This window comes from Microbispora oryzae (assembly GCF_017896165.1).
GTDB lineage: Bacteria > Actinomycetota > Actinomycetes > Streptosporangiales > Streptosporangiaceae > Microbispora > Microbispora oryzae.
In genome coordinates, this window is sequence record NZ_JAFCNB010000013.1 from 1 (window position 1) to 19,218 (window position 19,218).

At 70.5% G+C, this 19,218-nt stretch carries 19 protein-coding genes and 1 tRNA gene; 8 read left to right on the plus strand and 12 right to left on the minus strand.

The features are described 5' to 3' along the window. Positions 1-189 precede the first annotated feature (189 nt). Positions 190-1,059: a GntR family transcriptional regulator gene (locus JOL79_RS22310; RefSeq protein ID WP_210157835.1), complete on the minus strand. Its 870-nt coding sequence runs from the start codon at positions 1,057-1,059 to the stop codon at positions 190-192. Between the two features lie 193 nt (positions 1,060-1,252). Here JOL79_RS22310 and JOL79_RS22315 point away from each other — a divergent pair, with 193 nt between their 5' ends. Genes JOL79_RS22315 through JOL79_RS34260 form a run of 4 tightly spaced genes read left to right on the plus strand, consistent with a single transcriptional unit; the run spans position 1,253 to position 3,988 of the window. Next, on the plus strand, positions 1,253-2,632 hold the full coding sequence (locus JOL79_RS22315) for a replication initiator (protein ID WP_210157836.1): 1,380 nt from the start codon (positions 1,253-1,255) through the stop codon (positions 2,630-2,632). Continuing rightward, complete coding sequence (locus JOL79_RS22320) at positions 2,629-2,835, plus strand: helix-turn-helix domain-containing protein (RefSeq protein ID WP_147942865.1); 207 nt, start codon at positions 2,629-2,631, stop codon at positions 2,833-2,835. Before JOL79_RS22315 ends, JOL79_RS22320 begins: the two co-directional genes overlap by 4 nt. Continuing rightward, entirely contained in the window at positions 2,832-3,245 is a 414-nt protein-coding gene (locus JOL79_RS34255; RefSeq protein WP_230985265.1) for an Arm DNA-binding domain-containing protein, read from the plus strand. The genes JOL79_RS22320 and JOL79_RS34255 overlap by 4 nt, the downstream gene beginning before the upstream one ends. A 35-nt stretch (positions 3,246-3,280) precedes the next feature. After that, the gene (locus tag JOL79_RS34260; RefSeq protein ID WP_230985267.1) at positions 3,281-3,988 is read left to right on the plus strand and encodes a tyrosine-type recombinase/integrase; all 708 of its coding nucleotides are present in this window, start codon (positions 3,281-3,283) and stop codon (positions 3,986-3,988) included. A 56-nt stretch (positions 3,989-4,044) separates the two neighbouring features. On the opposite strand, the gene JOL79_RS22330 is transcribed toward JOL79_RS34260, so the two are convergent. The 7 genes from JOL79_RS22330 to JOL79_RS22360 all read right to left on the minus strand — a co-directional run bounded on the left by JOL79_RS22330 (position 4,045) and on the right by JOL79_RS22360 (position 7,328). Next, positions 4,045-4,119, minus strand: a tRNA-Val gene (locus JOL79_RS22330). Between the two features lie 15 nt (positions 4,120-4,134). Further along, positions 4,135-5,103 (minus strand): ROK family protein, encoded by a 969-nt coding sequence (locus tag JOL79_RS22335; RefSeq protein ID WP_307848673.1) that lies wholly within the window; start codon positions 5,101-5,103, stop codon positions 4,135-4,137. Continuing rightward, positions 5,100-5,531 carry a hypothetical protein gene (locus tag JOL79_RS34265; RefSeq protein ID WP_230985268.1) on the minus strand — a complete coding sequence of 144 codons (432 nt, stop codon included), beginning with the start codon at positions 5,529-5,531 and terminating at the stop codon, positions 5,100-5,102. The genes JOL79_RS22335 and JOL79_RS34265 overlap by 4 nt, the downstream gene beginning before the upstream one ends. A gap of 73 nt (positions 5,532-5,604) precedes the next feature. Further along, complete coding sequence (locus JOL79_RS22345; protein WP_210157837.1) at positions 5,605-6,060, minus strand: peroxiredoxin; 456 nt, start codon at positions 6,058-6,060, stop codon at positions 5,605-5,607. Positions 6,061-6,130: 70 nt separating this feature from the next. Beyond that, positions 6,131-6,559: a DUF3052 domain-containing protein gene (locus JOL79_RS22350; RefSeq protein WP_210157838.1), complete on the minus strand. Its 429-nt coding sequence runs from the start codon at positions 6,557-6,559 to the stop codon at positions 6,131-6,133. 139 nt (positions 6,560-6,698) lie between these two features. Beyond that, positions 6,699-7,106 (minus strand): YjbQ family protein, encoded by a 408-nt coding sequence (locus JOL79_RS22355; protein WP_210157839.1) that lies wholly within the window; start codon positions 7,104-7,106, stop codon positions 6,699-6,701. 9 nt (positions 7,107-7,115) lie between these two features. Continuing rightward, a complete protein-coding gene (locus JOL79_RS22360; protein WP_210157840.1) occupies positions 7,116-7,328 on the minus strand; it encodes a DUF1918 domain-containing protein in 213 nt (70 codons plus the stop codon). A 115-nt stretch (positions 7,329-7,443) separates the two neighbouring features. Here JOL79_RS22360 and JOL79_RS22365 point away from each other — a divergent pair, with 115 nt between their 5' ends. Together JOL79_RS22365 and JOL79_RS22370 are read left to right on the plus strand one after the other, a co-directional pair. Further along, positions 7,444-8,997 (plus strand): HAMP domain-containing sensor histidine kinase, encoded by a 1,554-nt coding sequence (locus tag JOL79_RS22365; protein ID WP_210157841.1) that lies wholly within the window; start codon positions 7,444-7,446, stop codon positions 8,995-8,997. Beyond that, positions 8,994-9,653 carry a response regulator gene (locus JOL79_RS22370; protein ID WP_307848674.1) on the plus strand — a complete coding sequence of 220 codons (660 nt, stop codon included), beginning with the start codon at positions 8,994-8,996 and terminating at the stop codon, positions 9,651-9,653. The genes JOL79_RS22365 and JOL79_RS22370 overlap by 4 nt, the downstream gene beginning before the upstream one ends. 21 nt (positions 9,654-9,674) lie before the next feature. On the opposite strand, the gene JOL79_RS22375 is transcribed toward JOL79_RS22370, so the two are convergent. From JOL79_RS22375 to JOL79_RS22390, 4 genes are read right to left on the minus strand one after another with little or no spacing between them, the layout of a single operon-like run. After that, positions 9,675-10,889, minus strand: coding sequence for an ABC transporter permease (locus JOL79_RS22375; protein WP_230985270.1), 1,215 nt, complete (start codon positions 10,887-10,889; stop codon positions 9,675-9,677). Then, positions 10,886-11,611, minus strand: coding sequence for an ABC transporter ATP-binding protein (locus tag JOL79_RS22380; protein WP_210157842.1), 726 nt, complete (start codon positions 11,609-11,611; stop codon positions 10,886-10,888). The genes JOL79_RS22375 and JOL79_RS22380 overlap by 4 nt, the downstream gene beginning before the upstream one ends. Further along, positions 11,608-12,702 carry a peptidoglycan-binding protein gene (locus JOL79_RS35530; RefSeq protein ID WP_210157843.1) on the minus strand — a complete coding sequence of 365 codons (1,095 nt, stop codon included), beginning with the start codon at positions 12,700-12,702 and terminating at the stop codon, positions 11,608-11,610. Before JOL79_RS35530 ends, JOL79_RS22380 begins: the two co-directional genes overlap by 4 nt. Next, positions 12,699-13,250, minus strand: coding sequence for a hypothetical protein (locus JOL79_RS22390; protein ID WP_210157844.1), 552 nt, complete (start codon positions 13,248-13,250; stop codon positions 12,699-12,701). Before JOL79_RS22390 ends, JOL79_RS35530 begins: the two co-directional genes overlap by 4 nt. Before the next feature lie 503 nt (positions 13,251-13,753). On the opposite strand from JOL79_RS22390, the gene aceE reads away from it, so the two are divergent. Both aceE and JOL79_RS22400 read left to right on the plus strand, forming a co-directional pair. Then, positions 13,754-16,453 carry a pyruvate dehydrogenase (acetyl-transferring), homodimeric type gene (gene aceE / locus JOL79_RS22395; protein ID WP_230985271.1) on the plus strand — a complete coding sequence of 900 codons (2,700 nt, stop codon included), beginning with the start codon at positions 13,754-13,756 and terminating at the stop codon, positions 16,451-16,453. Between the two features lie 223 nt (positions 16,454-16,676). Next, positions 16,677-18,839, plus strand: coding sequence for a glycoside hydrolase family 44 protein (locus JOL79_RS22400; RefSeq protein ID WP_210157845.1), 2,163 nt, complete (start codon positions 16,677-16,679; stop codon positions 18,837-18,839). Positions 18,840-19,218 lie beyond the last annotated feature (379 nt).

Sequence of the window (19,218 nt, forward strand, 5' to 3'; positions counted from 1 at the left end):
TACGGTAAGCGGCACGGGTGTGCCTTCCCGACCGACGTTGGCGCGTCGGCCTTATCTCGAAACCATGATCAGATGATTCGGGAAGGTACACCCTTCCCGGCAGATCCACAGGTTTCGATCATTGCTCGGCCGCGGAGCGGGCCGCCTTTAAACCAGTAAAGAAACTCTGAGCCACCCAGACGGCAGCTTCTAGATCACGAGGTCGATGCCGTTATCGCTGAGTTCCTGCGGCGTGAGGTCGGCATCGGGGTCGTCGGCGAGCTCGGTGTGATAGCCGATCTCGTAGCGGTTGGCAGGGGCTTTGACCTCGGTGACCTCGATAGGGCGGCCGTTTGCGTGGGCCATCGTACGCCGGATGATCAGCAGCGCCTCGGCGTAGTCCAGCCCCAGCAGCGCCCGTTCATCCTCGTACGCAATGCGCGCCGTCGTCAGGGTCATCCACCTGACCGGGCCATGCTCACGGATGAGCGACTGGTAGAAGAAGCCCGGGCGCTTGCGGTACTGGTGGTAGCGCTTCGGGTCGTCCCACTCGGGAAGCATGTCGGCGTTCGTGTAGGAGTTGATCTCCAGCCGGGCTGACGCGCCGTGAATGCGGGCGGTATGGCCGCGGTGCCACATGCTGCGGCGATGGATTACCGGGTGTCCGGGCCGGACGCCGAGCATGATGGCGATGTCTCGGTTGGCGCTGATCTTCTCGTCGGTGAACAGCGGGGCCTCGGGCTCGACGTCCTTCATGGCTAGGTCCCAGCCGAACTCCTGAACGTCGGGATGGTTGCCGGGCGCGGCCAGGTCCGGTCGGCTCCGGTCCGTGATGACGATGGTGCGCCGCTCGGGCATGGGGCGCACGAACGAGCCTCGTCCGCGCATGACGTAGGCCAGGCCCTCGGAGACGAGAGTGTCGATGGCTTTGCGGACCGTGGGGCGGGAGACCTCGTACTTCCCGACCAGCTCCGGCTCGCTTGGCAGCGCACCGCCGGGCGGATAACGGCCATCGAGGATGGCGGCGCGTAGGTCGGTGGCGATGACGCGCCAGCGCGGGTCCTTGTCCTCGGTCTCCATGCGTTCCCTCCCACTTCTTCCAACACAACTTGTACTACAGGTTGACGAGCACCAGCAACGCACGTCAACATGTACTACAAGTAGTCCTACCACAGGAGGGAGGTACCGATCATGAGCGCGAACGACGAACACGATTGGATGACCGACCTCGTTCGGGTCATCAACGCAACCCGGCTATGACCGGTGGCGCTCGATGGTGGCCGCGACAGGCGGCTGTTCTCACCCGATCCACCTGGCCGGCGAGTCGGCCATCGTGGACGCGGGCACCGGCGAGGTCCTGCACAGCTACACCACAGCCGACGAGCCGGGCGGTCGCCTGCTCATCGCCTGCGGCAACCGGCGCGCCTCGGTGTGCCCGGCCTGCTCGGAGGTCTACCGGGCCGACACCTTCCACCTGATCCGCGCTGGCCTATCGGGCGGCAAGGGCGTCCCGGAGACGGTCAACTCCCATCCGCGGGCCTTCGTCACGCTGACCGCGCCGTCCTTCGGCCCGGTCCACTCCCACCGGGACGGACGTGCCTGCCGTCCCCGGAGGCGTGACAAGGTGTGCGAGCACGGGCGGCCGGTCGGCTGTCATGCCCGGCACGAACCACGAGATGACCGGCTCGGACAGCCCATCTGCCCGGACTGCTACGACTACATCGGGGCCGTCCTCTGGCAGGCACACGCGGGCGCGTTGTGGCACCGCTTCACCCTGGCCATGCGGCTAGAGCTGGCCGCACAGATGGGAATGAGCCGCCGTGCCTTCGGCAAGGAGGTGCGCGTCTCGTTCGCCAAGGTTGCCGAGTATCAGCGGCGCGGCCTGGTCCACTTCCACGCGGTCATTCGTCTCGACGGCCCAGCAGGAGCCCTTGAACCCCCTCCCGCATGGGCCGATCACGACCTGCTCGTACGGGCGGTCCCACCTGCGGTCGCCCGTGTCCGTCTCTCCTCACCCGAAAGCGACCTCGGACAGTGGGAGCTGACCTGGGGCGACCAGCTCGACATCCGGCCCATCCTCCTCGACGAGAAAGCGGAAGGAGTCAGCGAACGAGCGGTGGCCGGCTACATCGCCAAGTACGCCACCAAGGGTGCGGAAGCCTCCGGCACCGTCGATCACCGCGTGTCGTGCCCGGCCTGCGGCGGTCGTGGGCGGCTCGCCCTGACCGCTACCTGCGGGCGCTGCCACGGAACCGGCCTCAAACCCGGGCTCCACCTGGACGCACTGCCGGTCACAGACCACGCCCGGCGCATGATCCGCACCTGCTGGGACCTCGGCGGACGCCCGGAGTTCGCCGCCCTGCGCCTGCGGCCATGGGCGCACATGCTCGGCTTCCGGGGTCACTTCTCCAGCAAGAGCCGCGCCTACTCCCTCAAGCTCGGCGACCTGCGCGGCGCTCGCGCCCAGCACCGAGCCGCCGAAGCACGCGAACGCCACGGGCTGCCCGCCCTCGGCGACGCGACCACGCTCGTCCTCGGCCACTGGCGCCTGGCCGGGATCGGCCACACGCCCGGTGAGGCGATCATGGCCGAGCACATCCGTCAGAGTGTCCAGACCGCCCGCGCCATCAGGGCAGAGCGCGAGGGCGGATGACCCCACCCCCATCCGCCGATCGGCGGCTCTACCGCATCCCCGACGCGATGCGCCTGCTCAGTCTCAGCCGCAGCGTCATCTACGAACTCATCCGCTCGGGGCGGCTCCGCTCCGTCCGCCAGGGCCGTACCCGGCTCATCCCGGCCTCGGCCATCGACGACTACATCCGTCTGCTCGAAAAGGAGGCAAGGAAGGCATCATGACCGTCCGACGCAGCAAAGGAGACGGCGGCCTGCACTGGGACGAACAGCGGCAACGCTGGATCGCCTCGGTGACCCTGGGCTACTCCCCTGCGGGGAAGCGCATCGTGAAGAAGGCCAGCGGCAAGACCAAGACCGAAGCCAAGGCCAAGCTCAAAGAGATCATCCGTGACCATGAAGACGGGCTGGCCATCGCCCCGACCAACTACACCGTGAGCGACGCTGTCACCTACTGGCTCGCTCACGGCCTGGGTGGACGGTCCCTCAGCACGGTCCGGATGTACACCACGTTCGCGGAGACCCACGTCCTCCCGGCACTCGGCGCGCGCAAGCTGCGTGACCTGTCCGTGGAGGACGTGGACTCCTGGCTGGCCGGCAAGAAGGAGAACTCAGCACACGCTCGCTCAAGCTGATTCACGGCATCCTGAACCGCGCCGTCAAGAGCGCCATGCGCCGCGACAAGGTGAAACGGAACGTCGTCGATCTCTGCGAGATCCCCGAAGGGCGCGCCGGTCGTCCCTCCAAGGCGCTCACCCTGGCGCAGGCTCAGGCCATCCTCGACGAGACGGCCAAGGCCACACCGCGCATGCGTGCGTACATCGTGCTCTCGCTGCTGATCGGCGCTCGGACCGAGGAGCTTCGCGCGCTCACCTGGTCACACGTCGTCGCCTACGACGAGAAGCGGCAGGCGTGGTTGCCTGTCGCCGAGGCCGGCTGGGGCCACGAGGAGTTCGCCATCCACGTCTGGCGCTCGGTCCGGCAGAAGGGCGACACCAAGACCGTCAAGTCCCGCCGATTCCTCAAGCTGCCCCGGCTCTGCGTCGACGCTCTTCACGCCCTGGCCGACAAGCAGGCCTCAACCGAGTTCGATCTCGTCTTCCGCACCAAGAACGGCACAGCACTCACCGCGCACAACGTACGACGCGACTTCCGCAAGATCCTCGATGACGCCGATCTCCCTGGCAAGGACTGGTCTCCACGCGAGATGCGGCACAGCTTCGTCTCGCTGCTGTCGGACTCCGGCGTTCCGATCGAGGACATCTCCCGTCTCGTCGGCCATCGGAACACCGTGGTCACCGAGACCGTCTATCGCAAGCAGATCCGCCCTGTGCTCATGCAGGGCGCTGAGAAGATGGACAGCCTCTTCGAGGCGTAGTCACTCAGATAGTCACTCGGTCCGCGAAAACAAGATCGACAACACGCCGTTTCACCTGGTGGGCGGTACTGGGTTCGAACCAGTGACCCCTCGCTTGTAAGGCGAGTGCTCTACCGCTGAGCTAACCGCCCGGACGGGACTACACCCTATGACACGGCACCGCCTCTGAGCACATCGAGCGACCAGTCGCGTCCCGCGTCGTACACGCCTGCCGCCTGCCATCCGAGCAGTGCCGCGCCAAGCATACCGGCCTGGACGCCCAGGGCCGCGGCGCGCAGCGGCGGCGCCTCCCGGAAGGCCAGCCGGGCGGCCAGGCGCTTGCCGAGTGGGTCGAACAGGGCCGGTCCCGCCTCCGACAGGCCGCCACCCAGCACGATCAGCGACGGGTCCATGATCAGTGTGTACGACGCGAGGGCCACCGCCAGGGCCTCGATCGCCTCGTCGTAGACCGCTGCCGCCACCTGGTCGCCCGCGCCGGCGAGTGACACGACGTCCTTCGCCGTCGCGGCACGTCCCGACCTCGCCTCATAGCGCCGGGCTATCGACGATGCCGAGGCGTAGGTCTCCAGGCAGCCGATCTGCCCGCAGGCGCACGGCTCCCCCGACGGCCAGACGGCGGCGTGGCCGATCTCCCCGCCCCAGCCGCCGGACCCGCCGTACGGCTCGCGGGCGATGACCACGGCGCCCGCGATGCCGGTGCCGATGGAGAGGAAGAGGAAGTCACCGGCGTCCCGCCCCGCGCCGAGGACGCTCTCGGCTAGCCCGCCGGTGCGGACGTCATGCCCGAGCCGGGCCGGGACGCCGGGCGGGACGAACTCCTCGGCCGGCACGTCACGCCAGCCGATGTTGGCCGAGTAGGTAGCCGTGGTGGCGGTCACGATCCCCGGCACGGCGAGGCCCACCCCGGCGGGCGCGGCGCCGAAGCGTTCGGCTCCCAGTGCGGCGAGCTCGTCGACGTACGCCCGGACGGCGGCCACGACCGCGTCAGGCCCGTGTTCGCGGCCGGTGGGCCGCCCCTCCAGGGAGACGGCCCGGCCCGTCCGGGTGACCAGGCCGCCCTTCATGGAGGTCCCGCCCACGTCCAGGCCGACGACGTAGCCGGAGTGCGCCGTCACGGGCGACCGAGGACGCGGGAGAGGGCGGCCTCCACCTCAGCCGCGAGGCCGGACGAGGCCGACGGAGCCGACGGAGCCGACGCGGCCGACGGAGCGGACGAGCTGGACTGGCTCGATGAAGTGGATCGGGCCGACGCAGCGGACGAACCCGGCGGGCCGGCGGCGATGAGCGAGCCCGCCGCGACCGGTGTCTCGTCCGGCCCGGACCCGGCCGAGTGGACGTGACCGCAGGAGCGGCACTCGACCTCCCCGAGACGGCAGATGAGCGCGATCGAACCGCACGTGGCGCATGTGTCGAGGTCGAGATCGTGCTCGCGCTGACAGTCCGGGCAGACCAGCACCTGCGCCTCGTGGCGCACGGCACGCTTCCAGGGGCTCGCCCCGCGTACGGGGTCGGTCTGCCGGGCCCCGCACCGGTAGCAGGGCATGTGGCCTCCAAAAAGGCAGAGCGGGACGGGAACGGCTGAATATCACCATGCCCGGAAACGGGCAATCAAACGGTCAGAGGTCCGCCAACGCCTTACGGTACTCGCCCACGTCCCGCGCGGAGCCGACGGGATTGACGACCTTCCAGCGGACGACGCCCTCCGGGTCTATGACGAACGTCCCCCTGTGGGCCTGGCCCATCCGCTCGTCGAACACACCGTACGCCCTGGCGACCTCACCATGGGGCCAGAAGTCCGCCAGCATCGGGAAGCCGAACCTCTCCTGCTCGGCCCAGGCCCGCTGCACGAACATCGAATCCACCGACACCGTGAGCAGCCGCACGTCCGGCGGCAGGGACGGCGCGAGCTCGTCGCGGAGCGCCGCGAGCTCGCCGTGACACACGGGGCTGAACGCCAGCGGATAGAAGACGAGCACAACCTTGTCCCCGCGGTGCCCGGACAGCCTGACCGGGACTCCGTGCTGGTCGCGGAGCTCGAAGTCCGGTGCGCGCCCGCCGACCTCTACCGCCATGCGCAGCCCTCCCCCGTGGTCCCGCTCACCATCCTGCCGTACGGCCCGAACCGTACGGCAGGGCGAACAGTCAGCGTCGGGCCTTGGGAGCGACGAGCCTGGTGCCCGACCAGTCTCTGGCGGCGCTCACGCTGCTCGTCTGGGAGAGCCCGGCGGTCGTCGCGTCCTCGCCGATGTCGCTCGGCTCGACGTGGCCGTCACGACCGGCCTTCGGCGTCAGCAGCCAGATCTGACCACCGTCGGCAAGAGCGGTCATCGCGTCGCTGAGAGCGTCGAACAGGTCCCCGTCCCCGTCGCGCCACCAGAGGAGCACCACGTCGACGACGTCGTCGTAGTCCTCGTCCACCATCTCGTTGCCGGTCAGCTGCTCGATGGACTGACGCAGGCTCTCGTCGCAGTCCTCGTCCCAGCCGACCTCCTGCACCACCTGACCGGTTTTGAGGCCGAGTCTTTCGGCCAGGCCGCGCTCACCTTGCGCCTGACCCGCGGTCGCGCTCACGTTCATCCCTCCTGGTTGGGGTGACCCCGCCCATGTCTGCGGTTGTCCGGCTCCTGAGAGCCATGCTTCGGCACAGTCCACACGCTGTGACCCATCGTCGTCAACGGTCGCCACGGAGCGTGACCCGCACCGTTATCTACTAGTCGGACAAAAACGACAGACGGACACGCCTATCGGGGTTGTCCACGTTGAGATCGATCAAGGCGACCGACTGCCAGGTTCCGAGAGCGAGTCTCCCGCCAAGGACGGGGACGGTGGCGTACGGCGGCACGAACGCGGGCATGACATGTGACCTGCCATGCCCTCGGGAGCCGTGCGCATGCGCCCACCTGTCGTCCGCCGGGAGCAGGTCGCCCAGGGCCGCCAGCAGATCGTCGTCACTACCGGAGCCGAGTTCCATCAGTGCTATGCCGGCCGTGGCGTGCGGCACGAACACGTGCAACAGCCCGTCACCGCCGCATTCACGGGCGAAGTCGGCGCATTCCCCGGTGATGTCGTAGACCCGCTCGCTGGAGCCGGTACGCACTCTGATCTCCGTCGATTTCACACAGTGATATTACGAGCCGCTGGCCGACGCCGATCCGCTGCGGGCTGGGATGACCACCGCGTCCGGCCCCGGGAAGACCAGTCCCTCGTGCCCGTCTTCGAAGCGGACCATGAACGGCGGCTCGCCCTCGGGCCCGCGCACTTCGATGATCTCGCCGCACCTGTCGTGCTCTCCGACGATGGCGCCGTGCACCACCAGCCGGTCGCCCACCGCTGCACGCATCTCGGTCCCTCCCCTCTCTCCAGAGCCTGGTACGCCTATCGCCCGCTGGAAAGGGGGGAAACCCCTCCCTCCACAGAGGGAGGGACAATCCATACCAGAACGTTACGCTGCGCGAATGGGGCTTCGAAGGCGCATGGCGGGCTCGTACGCGATCGTCACCGCGGGAGCCGTATTGGTGGTCGAGGGCGTCCTCCTCGGCGTGTACGTGCCGTCGCTGCTGAGCGGCTCCGATCTCCAGACCCGGCTGCAGGATCAGGCGAGCAGGGACGCGAAGGTCCTCAGCCTGACGCTCACCAAGATCGGCGAGGCCTCCCCGGGTTCGTCCGGCCGCGAGTTGCTGGTCGCCGCCGCCGGCGCGGCGCGCCGTGAGATCGCGCTGGCCAGCACTCCTCCCGGCTATGCCGGCGGCGTCGCCATCACCCATGCGAACGGCGTGGTGACCGATCAGCCCATCGAGGTCCTGACCGACGGCGAGGGCGAGGTCGTGGTGAGCTCGGCGGGGACCTATCCGCGGGGTTCGACGATCCGGCCCTCCCCGCCGACCGGCGGCGGGACGGGCGTCACGGCCGCCGGAAAGGCCGTCTGGTGGACCAGCCCGGTGCTCGCGCAGCGCTCCACCGGCGTTCCGACCGGCGTTCCTGACGACGGCGGCCAGGGGAGCGACGACAAGGCGTCCCTGTCCACGGCGGGCTACCTCTACGTCCAGGCCCCGCCGGACTTCGGCGACGCCTTCTCCCCCGGCGCCGTCCTGCCCATGGTCGTGCCGGGAGCGCTCGCGCTCAGCCTGGTCCTGCCGGTCGGGCTGCTGTTCGGCCTGCTGAGCACGCGCCGGCTGATCGGCAGGGTGCAGCGGCTGGCCGTGGCGGCCGGTGCCGTCTCCCAGGGCGACTTCCGGCCGAGGGTGCCGGTGACGAACGGTGACGAGGTGGGCCGTCTGGAGGAGTCGTTCAATCTCATGACGGAGCGCCTGAGTGACGCGGTGGCCGCCGAGCGCCTGTCGGCCGAGGCGGAGGCCCGGCACGCCGAGCGGGCGCGGATCGCCAGGGAGCTGCACGACTCGATCTCGCAGGATCTGTTCTCCCTCCGCCTGCTCGCCGCGGGCATGCGCCGGGCCGCCCCCGCTGTCCTGCGTTCGGACGCCGAGGCGATGGAGCGTACGGCCGCCCGGGCGATGCGCGAGATGCAGGCGCTCCTCCTTGAGCTGCGCCCGGTCGCTCTGGAGGACGCCGGGCTGGTGCCCGCGCTCGACGAGCTGTGCCACGCCTACGAGATCAGGCTCGGCATCCGGGTGGAGGCGTCGCTGGAGGAGATGGCCCTGCCCGCGGCGATCGAACACGCCGTGCTCCGGCTGGTGCAGGAGGCCCTGGCCAATGCCGTCAAGCACGCCGAGCCGAGCCGGGTGAAGGTCGTGCTGCGCCGTACGACGGGAGACACGGGCGAAACCGGAGACACGGGAGACACAGGAGACACGGTGGCGGTGGAGATCCGCGACGACGGCAGGGGGTTCGGCCCGGAGTCGGCGGCGGCGAGGCACGGCATGGGGCTGGCGCTGATGCGCGAGCGGGTCGGAGAGCTCGGCGGGGTGTTCGAGCTGGTCAGCGAGCCCGGCAGGGGCACCTGCGTGTCGGCGCGCATCCCCGTGCGCGAGCCGGCCGGGGAGGCGTCGTGATCCGCGTGCTGATCGTCGACGATCACGAGGTCGTACGGCACGGCCTGCGTTTCGTGCTCGATCAGGAGGACGGCGTCGAGGTGGTCGGCGACTGCGCGAGCGGGGAACGGGCGCTGGCCGTGATCCCCGTGCTGCGGCCCGACGTCGTGCTTCTCGACATGGTCATGCCCGGCCTCGACGGGCTGGCCGTGCTGCGGAGGCTGAACGACGCGCCGGAGGCCGGCCGCCCCGCCGTGATCGTGCTGACCTCGTTCCTCGACGACGACCGGGTCGTGCGGGCGGTGCGGCTGGGGGCGCTGTCCTACCTGCCGAAGACGACGGCGGTCGACCGTGTGGTGGAGGCGGTGCGGGCGGCGGCCGTGGGCGGGAGCGTGCTGGAGCCGGGCGTCGCCGCCCTGCTGGTCGAACGGGTCCGCCGGGGTGACCCCCGCAGACCGCTCGACCTGCTCACTCCGCGCGAGCGGGAGGTGCTGGCCGAGCTGGCCAGGGGGCGGTCGAACTCCGAGATCTCCCGGGCGCTCCGGATGGGGCGGGAGACGGTCAAGACCCACGTGTCGAGCATCCTCGCCAAGCTCGGCCTGTCCGACCGGACCCAGGCGGCCATCTTCGGCCTGCAGCAGGGGCTCGTCCCCCTCGACGAGGCTCTCGACGGCTGAGCGGGCCGGATCCGGCCGCCGTCAGGCCGTCCGGAGCGCGTCGGTGGGGGCGAGCGCGGCGGCCCGGAGCGCGGGGTAGAGGCCGGCGACCGCCCCGACCGCCAGCGCCGTGACCGGGCCGCCCCACACGGCCTCGGCGGGGATCAGCACCTCCCACCCCCTGGCCCGGGAGACCACCGTGGTGACCAGGCATCCGGCTGCCAGCCCTGCCGTTCCCCCGATCGCGGCCAGCACGAGCGACTCGGTCAGGAACTGCGCGGCGACGTGTCGCCGCGCAGCGCCGAGCGCCCGGCGCAGGCCGATCTCCCCACGCCGTTCCAGCACCGAGATCACCATGATGTTGCCGACGCCGATCCCGCCGACCAGCAGGGCCACGGCGCCCAGTCCCAGGAACAGGGCGGCGCCCGACCGCGACACGGCGAGGCGTGCCGTCAGCGCGTCGGACGGCCGGTGCACGTCGGCCTCCTCGGGATGGGCCGGGTTCGTGGTCATCGCGAGCAGTCCGGACACCTGGCCGACCCGGTCCTGGTCGGCTCTGACGTACAGCCGGCTCGGGTGTCCGTCGTACCCGAGCAGCCGGGCGGCCACAGGGAATCCGACCAGCGCCGAACGGTCGATCTCGGGAGCCAGCGGGAACGGGTCGAGGATCCCGGCGACCGTGAACCAGTGACGGCCGAGCCAGACGCGGACGTCGGGCCCGGTCCCGGTGATCCCGAGCGTCCGGGCCGCCTCATAACCGAGCACAGTGACCGGATAGCGGGCGGTCGCGGTGTCGAGGAACCTCCCCCGGCGCACCCGCCCGTCGAGGGTGGCGAGCAGGGCCGGGTCGCAGGCCCGGACGGCGAGGCCGCCCGTCTGGCCCACGGGAACGAGCACGTTGCGGTAGACGGACCGGTCCGCCAGCTGGGTGGTCGGGGCGACGTGGAGCACTCCCGCCATCCGGCGGATCATCGCGGTGGCCTCCACGGGCAGCCTGGCCTCCCCGCCGCCGAGGTCCCGTCCGTTGACGACGGTGAGGAGGTTGGTGCCGAGACGGTCGATCTGGGCGAGGAGCGCCGACTGGCTCGAGCTCGTCACGCCGAGCACGGCCACGATCGCGGCGATGCCGATCGAGATGCCGAGGGCCGACAGCACGGCGCGAGCACGGCGGCGCCGGACGCCGAGTGTGCCGGTCGTCAGCAGGTCGGCGGCTCGCATCCGCGGCAGCGGCGCCCCGGCGGGTCCTTCGGATCTCATGTGGCCTCTCCCCTCTCCGTTCCGTACGGCACGCCGGGCCGCGGGCGGCCGATCACCACTCCGTCGCGGAGCTCGATCCCGCGGCCGCACGCGGCGGCCACCCCGGCGTCGTGCGTCACGACGACGAGCGTCGTCCCCTGGCCGTTGAGCTCGCGCAGCAGCGCGACGATCTCGGCGCCGGTGGCCGAGTCGAGGTTGCCGGTGGGCTCGTCGGCGAAAAGGATCGACGGCCGGCCCACCAGCGCCCGTGCGATGGCGACCCGCTGCCGTTCGCCGCCCGAGAGCCTGGCGGCCCGGTGGCCGGTCCGGTGGGCGAGCCCGACCCGCTCGAGCGCCTCCCCCGCGAGCAGACGCCGCCTGCGTGCGGGCACCCCTCGGTAGAGCAGGCCCGTCGCGACGTTCTCCAGCGCGGTGACGGCGTCGAGCAGGAAGAACTGCTGGAAAACCACCCCCACGTGATGGGCGCGCAGCCCGGCGAGGCGGCGGTCGGGCACCCGTTCGACGGCGTGCCCGGCGAGCCGGACCGACCCGGAGGTGGGCCGGTCGAGCGCGGCCATCAGATGGAGAAGGGTCGACTTGCCCGAACCGGACGGCCCGAGGACCGCCAGCATCTCGCCCTCCCTCACCACCAGGGAGACCCCGCGCACCGGCTCGACGGGCGGGTCTCCCGGGTAGGTCCTGCGGACCTCGTCGAGCACGAGGACCCCTTCCGGCGTGCTCATTGCTGCGGCACCTCCACGCGGGTGCCCTCGGCGACGCCGGTCACCTCGACCACGCCGGCGATCTCGTCGAACATGCCGGTCTCGACCGGTACGACGGCCCTTCGGCCGTCCTCCGCGATCGTCTCGACCGCGAACGCGCCGCCCGGCCGGGCCAGGAGCGCGACGATGGGCACCGCGAGCACGCCCCTGCGGCGGCCTGTGGTGATCGTCACCTGGACCAGGGCCTGGTCGAGCACCCGCGGCGGCCGGCCCGAGAGGCCGATCGTGACCGGGACGTACGACTGCCGCTGCTGGTCCGGCTGCTCCACGGGCACGGCGACGTCGCTCACCTCTGTCACCCGGCCCCGGCGCGCGCGCCCGTCGGGGAGCGTCACCGTGACCCGGCCGCCCTTACGCAGCGTGGGGACCATGGTGGGGTCGAGCTGGACGGACACGACCGGGACCACACCGGTGCCGTGCAGGACCGGCCCGCCGAGCGCGGCCCCCAGATCGCGGTCGTAGCCGGTCACCCGCAGCGGACCGGGCAGGAAGACCACCTGCTCCGGTGTGATCGCGCCCGTCGCCGGAACCCGCAGGCGGCGCTGCCAGCGGCGGACGGCGTAGTAGGTCCCGAGGTCGAAGTGCGCGTCGACGGTGAAGCCGGTGTAGCCGAGCGCCCTCAGATTGCGTTCGAGCTGGCGGACGTCCGGGCCGTTCGTCATGCCGAGGGTCAGCGGCCGCCAGGCCGGGCGGGAGCCGTACAGGAGGATGGCCTTCCTGCCGTCGGCCTCGTACACCGCTGCGCCCCTGCGGACCACCGACCCGACCGGCGGCAGGCGGGTCAGCCGCCCGCTCCCGCCCTGCACGGTGAACGCTCCCCGATACGTCAGCGTGCCGTTGACCTGCTCACTCTGGGTGACGTCCACGCGCTCGACCACGGCGACGCCGGTCGGGATCGCCGCCGCGGCGGCCGCGGGCGCATCGGGAGTCCCAGATCGCACGCTCCCGGATCCCACGACCCCGGATCGCACGGCCGCGAACCAGCCGCCGCCCGCGAGCGCGAGCACGACCACGCCCGCCACAGCCGCCCGGGTGGAGCCGGCGCCGGTCACGACCCGCCCTCAGGCGGGGCGACGTCCAGGCCGCCTTCCGGGAACAGCTCGCGGCACGGCCGCACGAGCGGCTCCAGGCCGCCCTTGCCGAGGGCGAGGATCCTTCTGGGCATCGGGAACGCCCCGGCCGCGTCGGGATCGGGGAAGTCGCCCACGCCGTGGTCGCGCATGCACCGGGCGAACGCGCGCAGCCCGGCCATGTGGCCGGGCGACGGCGGATGCGTGACCGTGGCCTCCGGGGGGAGGCGGCGGGCCACGGGCGCGCAGGCGGTCCGCGCCCCGTCCGGGATCCGTGGCGCGTCGTCGGGGAAGGCCGGGTAATTGCTGCGCGGATCCATGATCGGGTCGGGGAAGCCGGGGGCGCCGTGCGAGCGGACACAGCGGGCGATGTCCCGCATGACCGCCATCACCTCCCCGGCACCGGACGCCGCAGCGGCGGCCGTCGGCGGCCGTGAGACCACCCCTCCCGGCGCCTCGGGGGAGGCCGCGGTGCACCCCTCGCCGGAGACGAGGAGGCAGACGACGGCCAGGATGACGCTGCGTCTCATGACGAGCCTCCTGGGATCGATGCCGGATGGCGGCTCTTCGGCCGCGGCCTCAGCCTCGTGCCGGACGGCCCCGCCCGCATCGCGCGGGGGCGGGGTGTGAGATCCCTCTTCAGGGGGATAGGGTCGTGGCCTCTCGCGTAGGTCGCGTTGGGTCCGGGTAAAGACGTTCCGAACGCGCGCGAGCCCGAATCCGGGGGACGCGCGACCCCCCAAAATCCACCGGGAGTGGGCGATGAGGAAAAATCGTCCTACCATCGGTGGTCTAGGCCATGTGCACCCTGCTGCCAGCAGGGACGCCACGGTTACCGGACAGTAGAGATGCAGATTCCAGAGGGACGAGACAGGATGGAAACCGACCAAGCCGCCGCGATCCCCTCGGGACGCATCCCAGCAGCCGACAGACGTACAGACCAGACGTGACCCAGTCCAATCTCGGAAGGCGAGACCCAGTGGCTTCCGGACGCCAGCGTTTTTCGATCATCAGCGATGGCCTACCCAGCCAGTTGCCTGATGTCGATCCGAGCGAGACCCGTGAGTGGCTCGAATCGCTCGACAACGTCATCAAGACCGAGGGCCGCACCCGCGCCCGCTACCTGATGCTCCGGCTGCTCGAACGTGCTCGCGAGCACCAGGTGGGTGTGCCCGGCCTGCGCAGCACCGACTACATCAACACCATCCCGCCGGAGCGGGAGCCGTGGTTCCCCGGCGACGAGTACGTCGAGCGCCGCATCCGGGCGTACATCCGCTGGAACGCGGCCGTGATGGTCACCAGGGCCAACGCGCGCACCAACGTGGGCGGGCACATCGCCACCTACGCGTCCGCGGCCTCCCTGTACGAGGTCGGCTTCAACCATTTCTTCCGCGGCAAGGACCACGGGGAGTCGGGCGACCAGATCTTCATCCAGGGACACGCCGCCCCCGGCATCTACGCCCGCGCGTTCCTCGAGGGCCGCCTGTCGGCCCCCCAGCTGGACGCGTTCCGGCAGGAGCTGTCCCACGGGATCAAGGGTCTGCCCTCCTATCCCCACCCCCGGCTCATGCCGGACTTCTGGGAGTTCCCCACCGTCTCGATGGGCCTGGGCCCGATCGGCGCGATCTACCAGGCGCGGTTCAACCGCTACCTGCTGAGCCGCAAGATCAAGGACACCAGCCGCAGCCACGTGTGGTGCTTCCTGGGCGACGGCGAGATGGACGAGCCCGAGTCGCTCGGCGCCATCGGCGTGGCCGCCCGTGAGGAGCTCGACAACCTCACCTTCGTCATCAACTGCAACCTGCAGCGGCTCGACGGCCCGGTGCGCGGCAACGGCAAGATCATCCAGGAGCTGGAGTCGTACTTCCGCGGCGCCGGGTGGAACGTCATCAAGGTGGTCTGGGGCCGCGACTGGGACCCGCTGCTCGCCGCCGACGTGGACGGCGTGCTGGTCAACCAGATGAACACGACGCCCGACGGCCAGTTCCAGACCTACTCGGTCGAGTCCGGTGGCTACATCCGCGAGAACTTCTTCGGCGGCGATCCCCGCCTGCGGAAGATGGTCGAGCACATGACCGACGACGACATCCGCAAGCTGTCGCGCGGCGGTCACGACTACCGCAAGGTGTACGCCGCGTTCAAGGCGGCGCGTGAGCACGTCGGCCAGCCGACCGTGATCCTCGCGCAGACCATCAAGGGCTGGACGCTGGGCAAGGACTTCGAGGCCCGCAACGCGACCCACCAGATGAAGAAGATGAGCAAGGCCGAGCTCAAGGAGTTCCGCGACCGGCTCTACCTTCCCATCCCGGACAAGGATCTCGAAGCCGACCTCCCGCCGTACTTCCACCCCGGCGAGGACAACGACGAGGTCAACTACATGAAGGAGCGCCGGGCGGCGCTCGGCGGCTACCTGCCCAAGCGGGTGGTCCGCGCCAAGCCGCTCAAGCTCCCCGGTGACCCCGTGTACGCCGGCCTGCGCAAGGGCTCGGGCAAGCAGAACGTGGCCACGACCATGGCCTTCGTCCGCCTGCTCAAGGACCTCGTCCGCGACAAGGAGATCGGCGCCCGGTTCGTGCCGATCATCCCGGACGAGGCGCGCACCTTCGGCGTCGACGCCATGTTCCCGACGGCGAAGATCTACTCGCCGCACGGCCAGACGTACGAGGCCGTCGACCGCGACCTGCTGCTGTCGTACAAGGAGTCGACCGAGGGTCAGATCCTGCACGAGGGCATCAGCGAGTCCGGTTCGATGGGCTCGGTCATCGCCGCGGGCAGCTCGTACGCCACCCACGGCGAGCACATGATCCCGGTCTACATCTTCTACTCGATGTTCGGGTTCCAGCGGACCGCCGACCAGATGTGGCAGCTGGGCGACCAGATGGGCCGGGGCTTCCTGCTCGGCGCGACGGCCGGCCGCACCACGCTGAACGGCGAGGGCCTCCAGCACGAGGACGGCCACACCCCGCTGATCGCCTCGACCAACCCGGCGGCCGTCTCGTACGACCCCGCCTGGGCGTTCGAGATCGCCCACATCGTCAAGGACGGCCTGCGGAGGATGTTCGGGGAGCAGCCCGAGGACGTCTTCTACTACCTGACCGTCTACAACGAGCCGTACGCCCAGCCCGCGGAGCCCGCGGACGTCGACGTCCAGGGCATCCTCAAGGGCCTCTACCTGTACGCGCCCGCGACCGGCACGGGGCCGAAGGCCAACGTCCTGGTATCCGGCGTCGCCGCCCCGTGGGCGCTGGAGGCGCAGCGGATGCTCAGTGAGGACTGGGGCGTGTCGGCCGCCGTCTGGTCGGCCACCTCCTGGTCGGAGCTGCGCCGGGACGCCCTGGCCGCCGAGGAGCACAACCTGCTCAACCCCGACGCCGAGCAGCGCGTGCCGTACGTCACCACGAAACTGACCGGCGTGCCCGGGCCGTTCGTGGGCGTCAGCGACTACATGCGGGCGGTTCCCGACCAGATCGCGCAGTGGGTGCCCGGCGACTGGGCGTCGCTCGGCACCGACGGGTTCGGCCTGTCGGACACCCGTTCGGCGCTGCGCCGCCACTTCCACGTGGACGCGGCCTCGATCACCCTGGCGGTGCTCACCCAGCTCGTGAAGCGCGGGGAGCTCAAGTCCGAGGTGCTGCAGGAGGCCGTGGCCCGCTACCACCTCAAGAACGGCGTCACCGAGGTGTCGGCCCAGCCGACCCCGGAGACCAACGACACCCAGTCGATGGGTGTCTAGGGGTCGTCCCGTCGTTTCGTCCGCCGGCCGGCCGGGGTCATCCCGGCCGGCCGGCGTCGTCATATGCCCCTCCGGCCACGAACCGCGCCGGTCTGAAAACTTCACCGGCGACGTGGTGTTTCCGTGGCCAAACCGTGATCGCTTTGACCTGCTACATCCGTGGCGTCCAGATTGCGGGAGTCCATCCACACATGTGGATGACCACGCATCGGAGGGAAGCCACGTGCGCCACACGAGGACACTGCTGGCGGTCGCGGCCGGGGTGGTGGTCGCCGGGACGGGCCTGGTCCACCTGCCCGCCCAGGCGGCCACCGCCGGCCCCGCGCTGACGATCGACGTCGCCGCCGGACGCCATGCCATCAGCCCCGACATCTACGGGATGAACTACTACGGCCTGGAGGACGTCGGCGAGCCCCTGCTCAAGGAGCTGGGCATTCCGTTGCGCCGCTGGGGCGGCAACGCCACGAGCCGCTACAACTTCCGCAACGACACCAGCAACGCGGGCGCCGACTGGTTCTTCGAGAATCTCGCGCAGAAGTCCGCCACCGGCGCGCAACTGCCCGACGGCTCCTCGGCCGACCTGTTCATCGAGCAGAACAAGCGCATCGGCGCCCAGACGATCATGACGCTTCCGATGATCGGCTGGATCGCCAAGGACAGCGCGGCGTGCGGTTACAGCGTCACCAAGTACGGCGCGCAGCAGCAGACCGACCAGTGGCGGCCCGACTGCGGCAACGGCAAGAAGGCGGACGGGACCGAGATCACCGGCGTCGACCCCAAGGACACGAGCATCGCGGCCGGGGCCGACTACGTGAAGGACTGGGTCACCTACCTGACCGGCAAGTACGGCAAGGCCGCCAACGGCGGCGTGAAGTACTACAACCTCGACAACGAGGCGGACATCTGGTATTCGACCCACCGGGACGTGCATCCGGAGGGCCCGGGCTACGACGAGATGCGCGACAAGTCGTACGCCATCGCCTCCGCCCTCAAGCAGGTCGACCCCGGCGCCAAGACCCTCGGCCCGACCGGCTGGGGCTTCAACTCGCTCATCTACTCCGGCCTCGACGAGCAGACCTGCAACAAGACGGGATGCTGGAGCAACCCGCCGGACAAGGCGGCCCACGGTGGCATGGACTTCGCCGCCTGGTATCTCAAGGAGATGAAGGCGTACGAGGACAGCCACGGGGTGCGCCTCCTCGACTACTTCGACAACCACGCCTACCCGGCTCAGACGGGCGTCCCCTTCGGCTCCGCCGGTGACGCGAACCTCCAGGCCCTCCGTCTGCGCTCGACCCGGCAGCTCTGGGACCCGACGTACACGGACGAGAGCTGGATCAACCAGGTCGTCATGCAGATCCCCCGCATGAAGAACCTGGTCAACGCGAACTACCCCGGCACCAAGACCGCGATCACCGAGTACAACTACGGCGCGCTCGACAGCATGAACGGCGCGCTCGCGCAGGCCGACGTGCTCGGCATCTTCGGCCGCGAGGGGCTCGACCTGGCCACCCTCTGGAGTCCGCCGAAGCCGGCCGACCCCGGGGCGTACGCCTTCCGCATGTTCCTGAACTACGACGGGCAGGGCGGGAAGTTCGGGGACGTCGCCGTCAGCAGCGCCAGCGCCGACCAGAGCAAGCTGGCGGTCTACGGCGCCCAGCGGAGCTCCGACGAGGCGCTCACGCTCGTCGTGGTCAACAAGACCGGCGACGACCTCACGAGCGACGTCGCGATCAGCAGCAATCCCGGCGGCGGCCCGGCGCCTCAGGTCTACCGGTACAGCGCCGCGAACCTGGGCGCGATCCAGCAGGTCACCGGCCTGTCGGTGGGGCCCTACGGCTTCACCGGCACCTTCCCGGCCAACTCGATCACCACGATCGTGATCCCGAAGCGCACCGGCCCGACCACCTCGCCGTCCCCCTCGGTGAGCCCGTCTCCGAGCGTCTCCCCGAGCGCGTCGCCCAGCGCGTCCCCGAGCGTCTCTCCCAGCGCGTCGCCCAGCGTCTCCCCGAGCGCGTCGCCGTCGCCCAGCGTGTCGCCGTCCGGCCCGCCGAACCCCGGCGGCGCCTGCACGGTGACGTACTCGGTCACCGGCCAGTGGCCGGGCGGCTTCCAGGGCAGCGTGAGGATCGTCAACAACGGCACCACGGCGGTCAAGGGCTGGACACTCGGCTGGACGTTCCCCAACGGCCAGACCGTCACCCAACTCTGGAACGGCACCCCAAGCCAGAGCGGCTCGTCCGTCACGGTGACCAACGCGTCGTGGAACGACACCATCGCGGCGAACGGCGGAAGCGCGGACTTCGGCTTCCTCGCCAACTGGAACGGCACCAACGGAAAGCCGGCGGCCTTCACGCTCAACGGCTCGTCGTGCACGGTCGCCTGACCGGGTGACCCTGGCCGGGCCCGCACCGCACCGGGCCCGGCCAGGCCCCGCTCCCACGGCCGCCGCGGCCCCGGGAGCGGGGAAGGGCCGTCCACGGTGTGGGGAAGGGCCGTCCGGCGCCCTCACGGCCCGAGGGGGAAGAGCCCGGAGGAAGGCGCCGGAGGGGAAGCACGGGAGACGGGCTCCCGGTGGGCGCCGGACGACCTGAGAACGCTCCGGCGGGATCGGCCTCTCCCGCCGTCGCGACGACCGCGAAGAAGATGCCGTGACGTCTCGTGATGTCACCTGAGGTCTCGTTGGGTCTCGTGACATCAGCGACGTCTCGGCCTCCTCCCACGTTCAGCCTCCCGGTCCCCGGCGACACCCCTGTGTCGGTGTT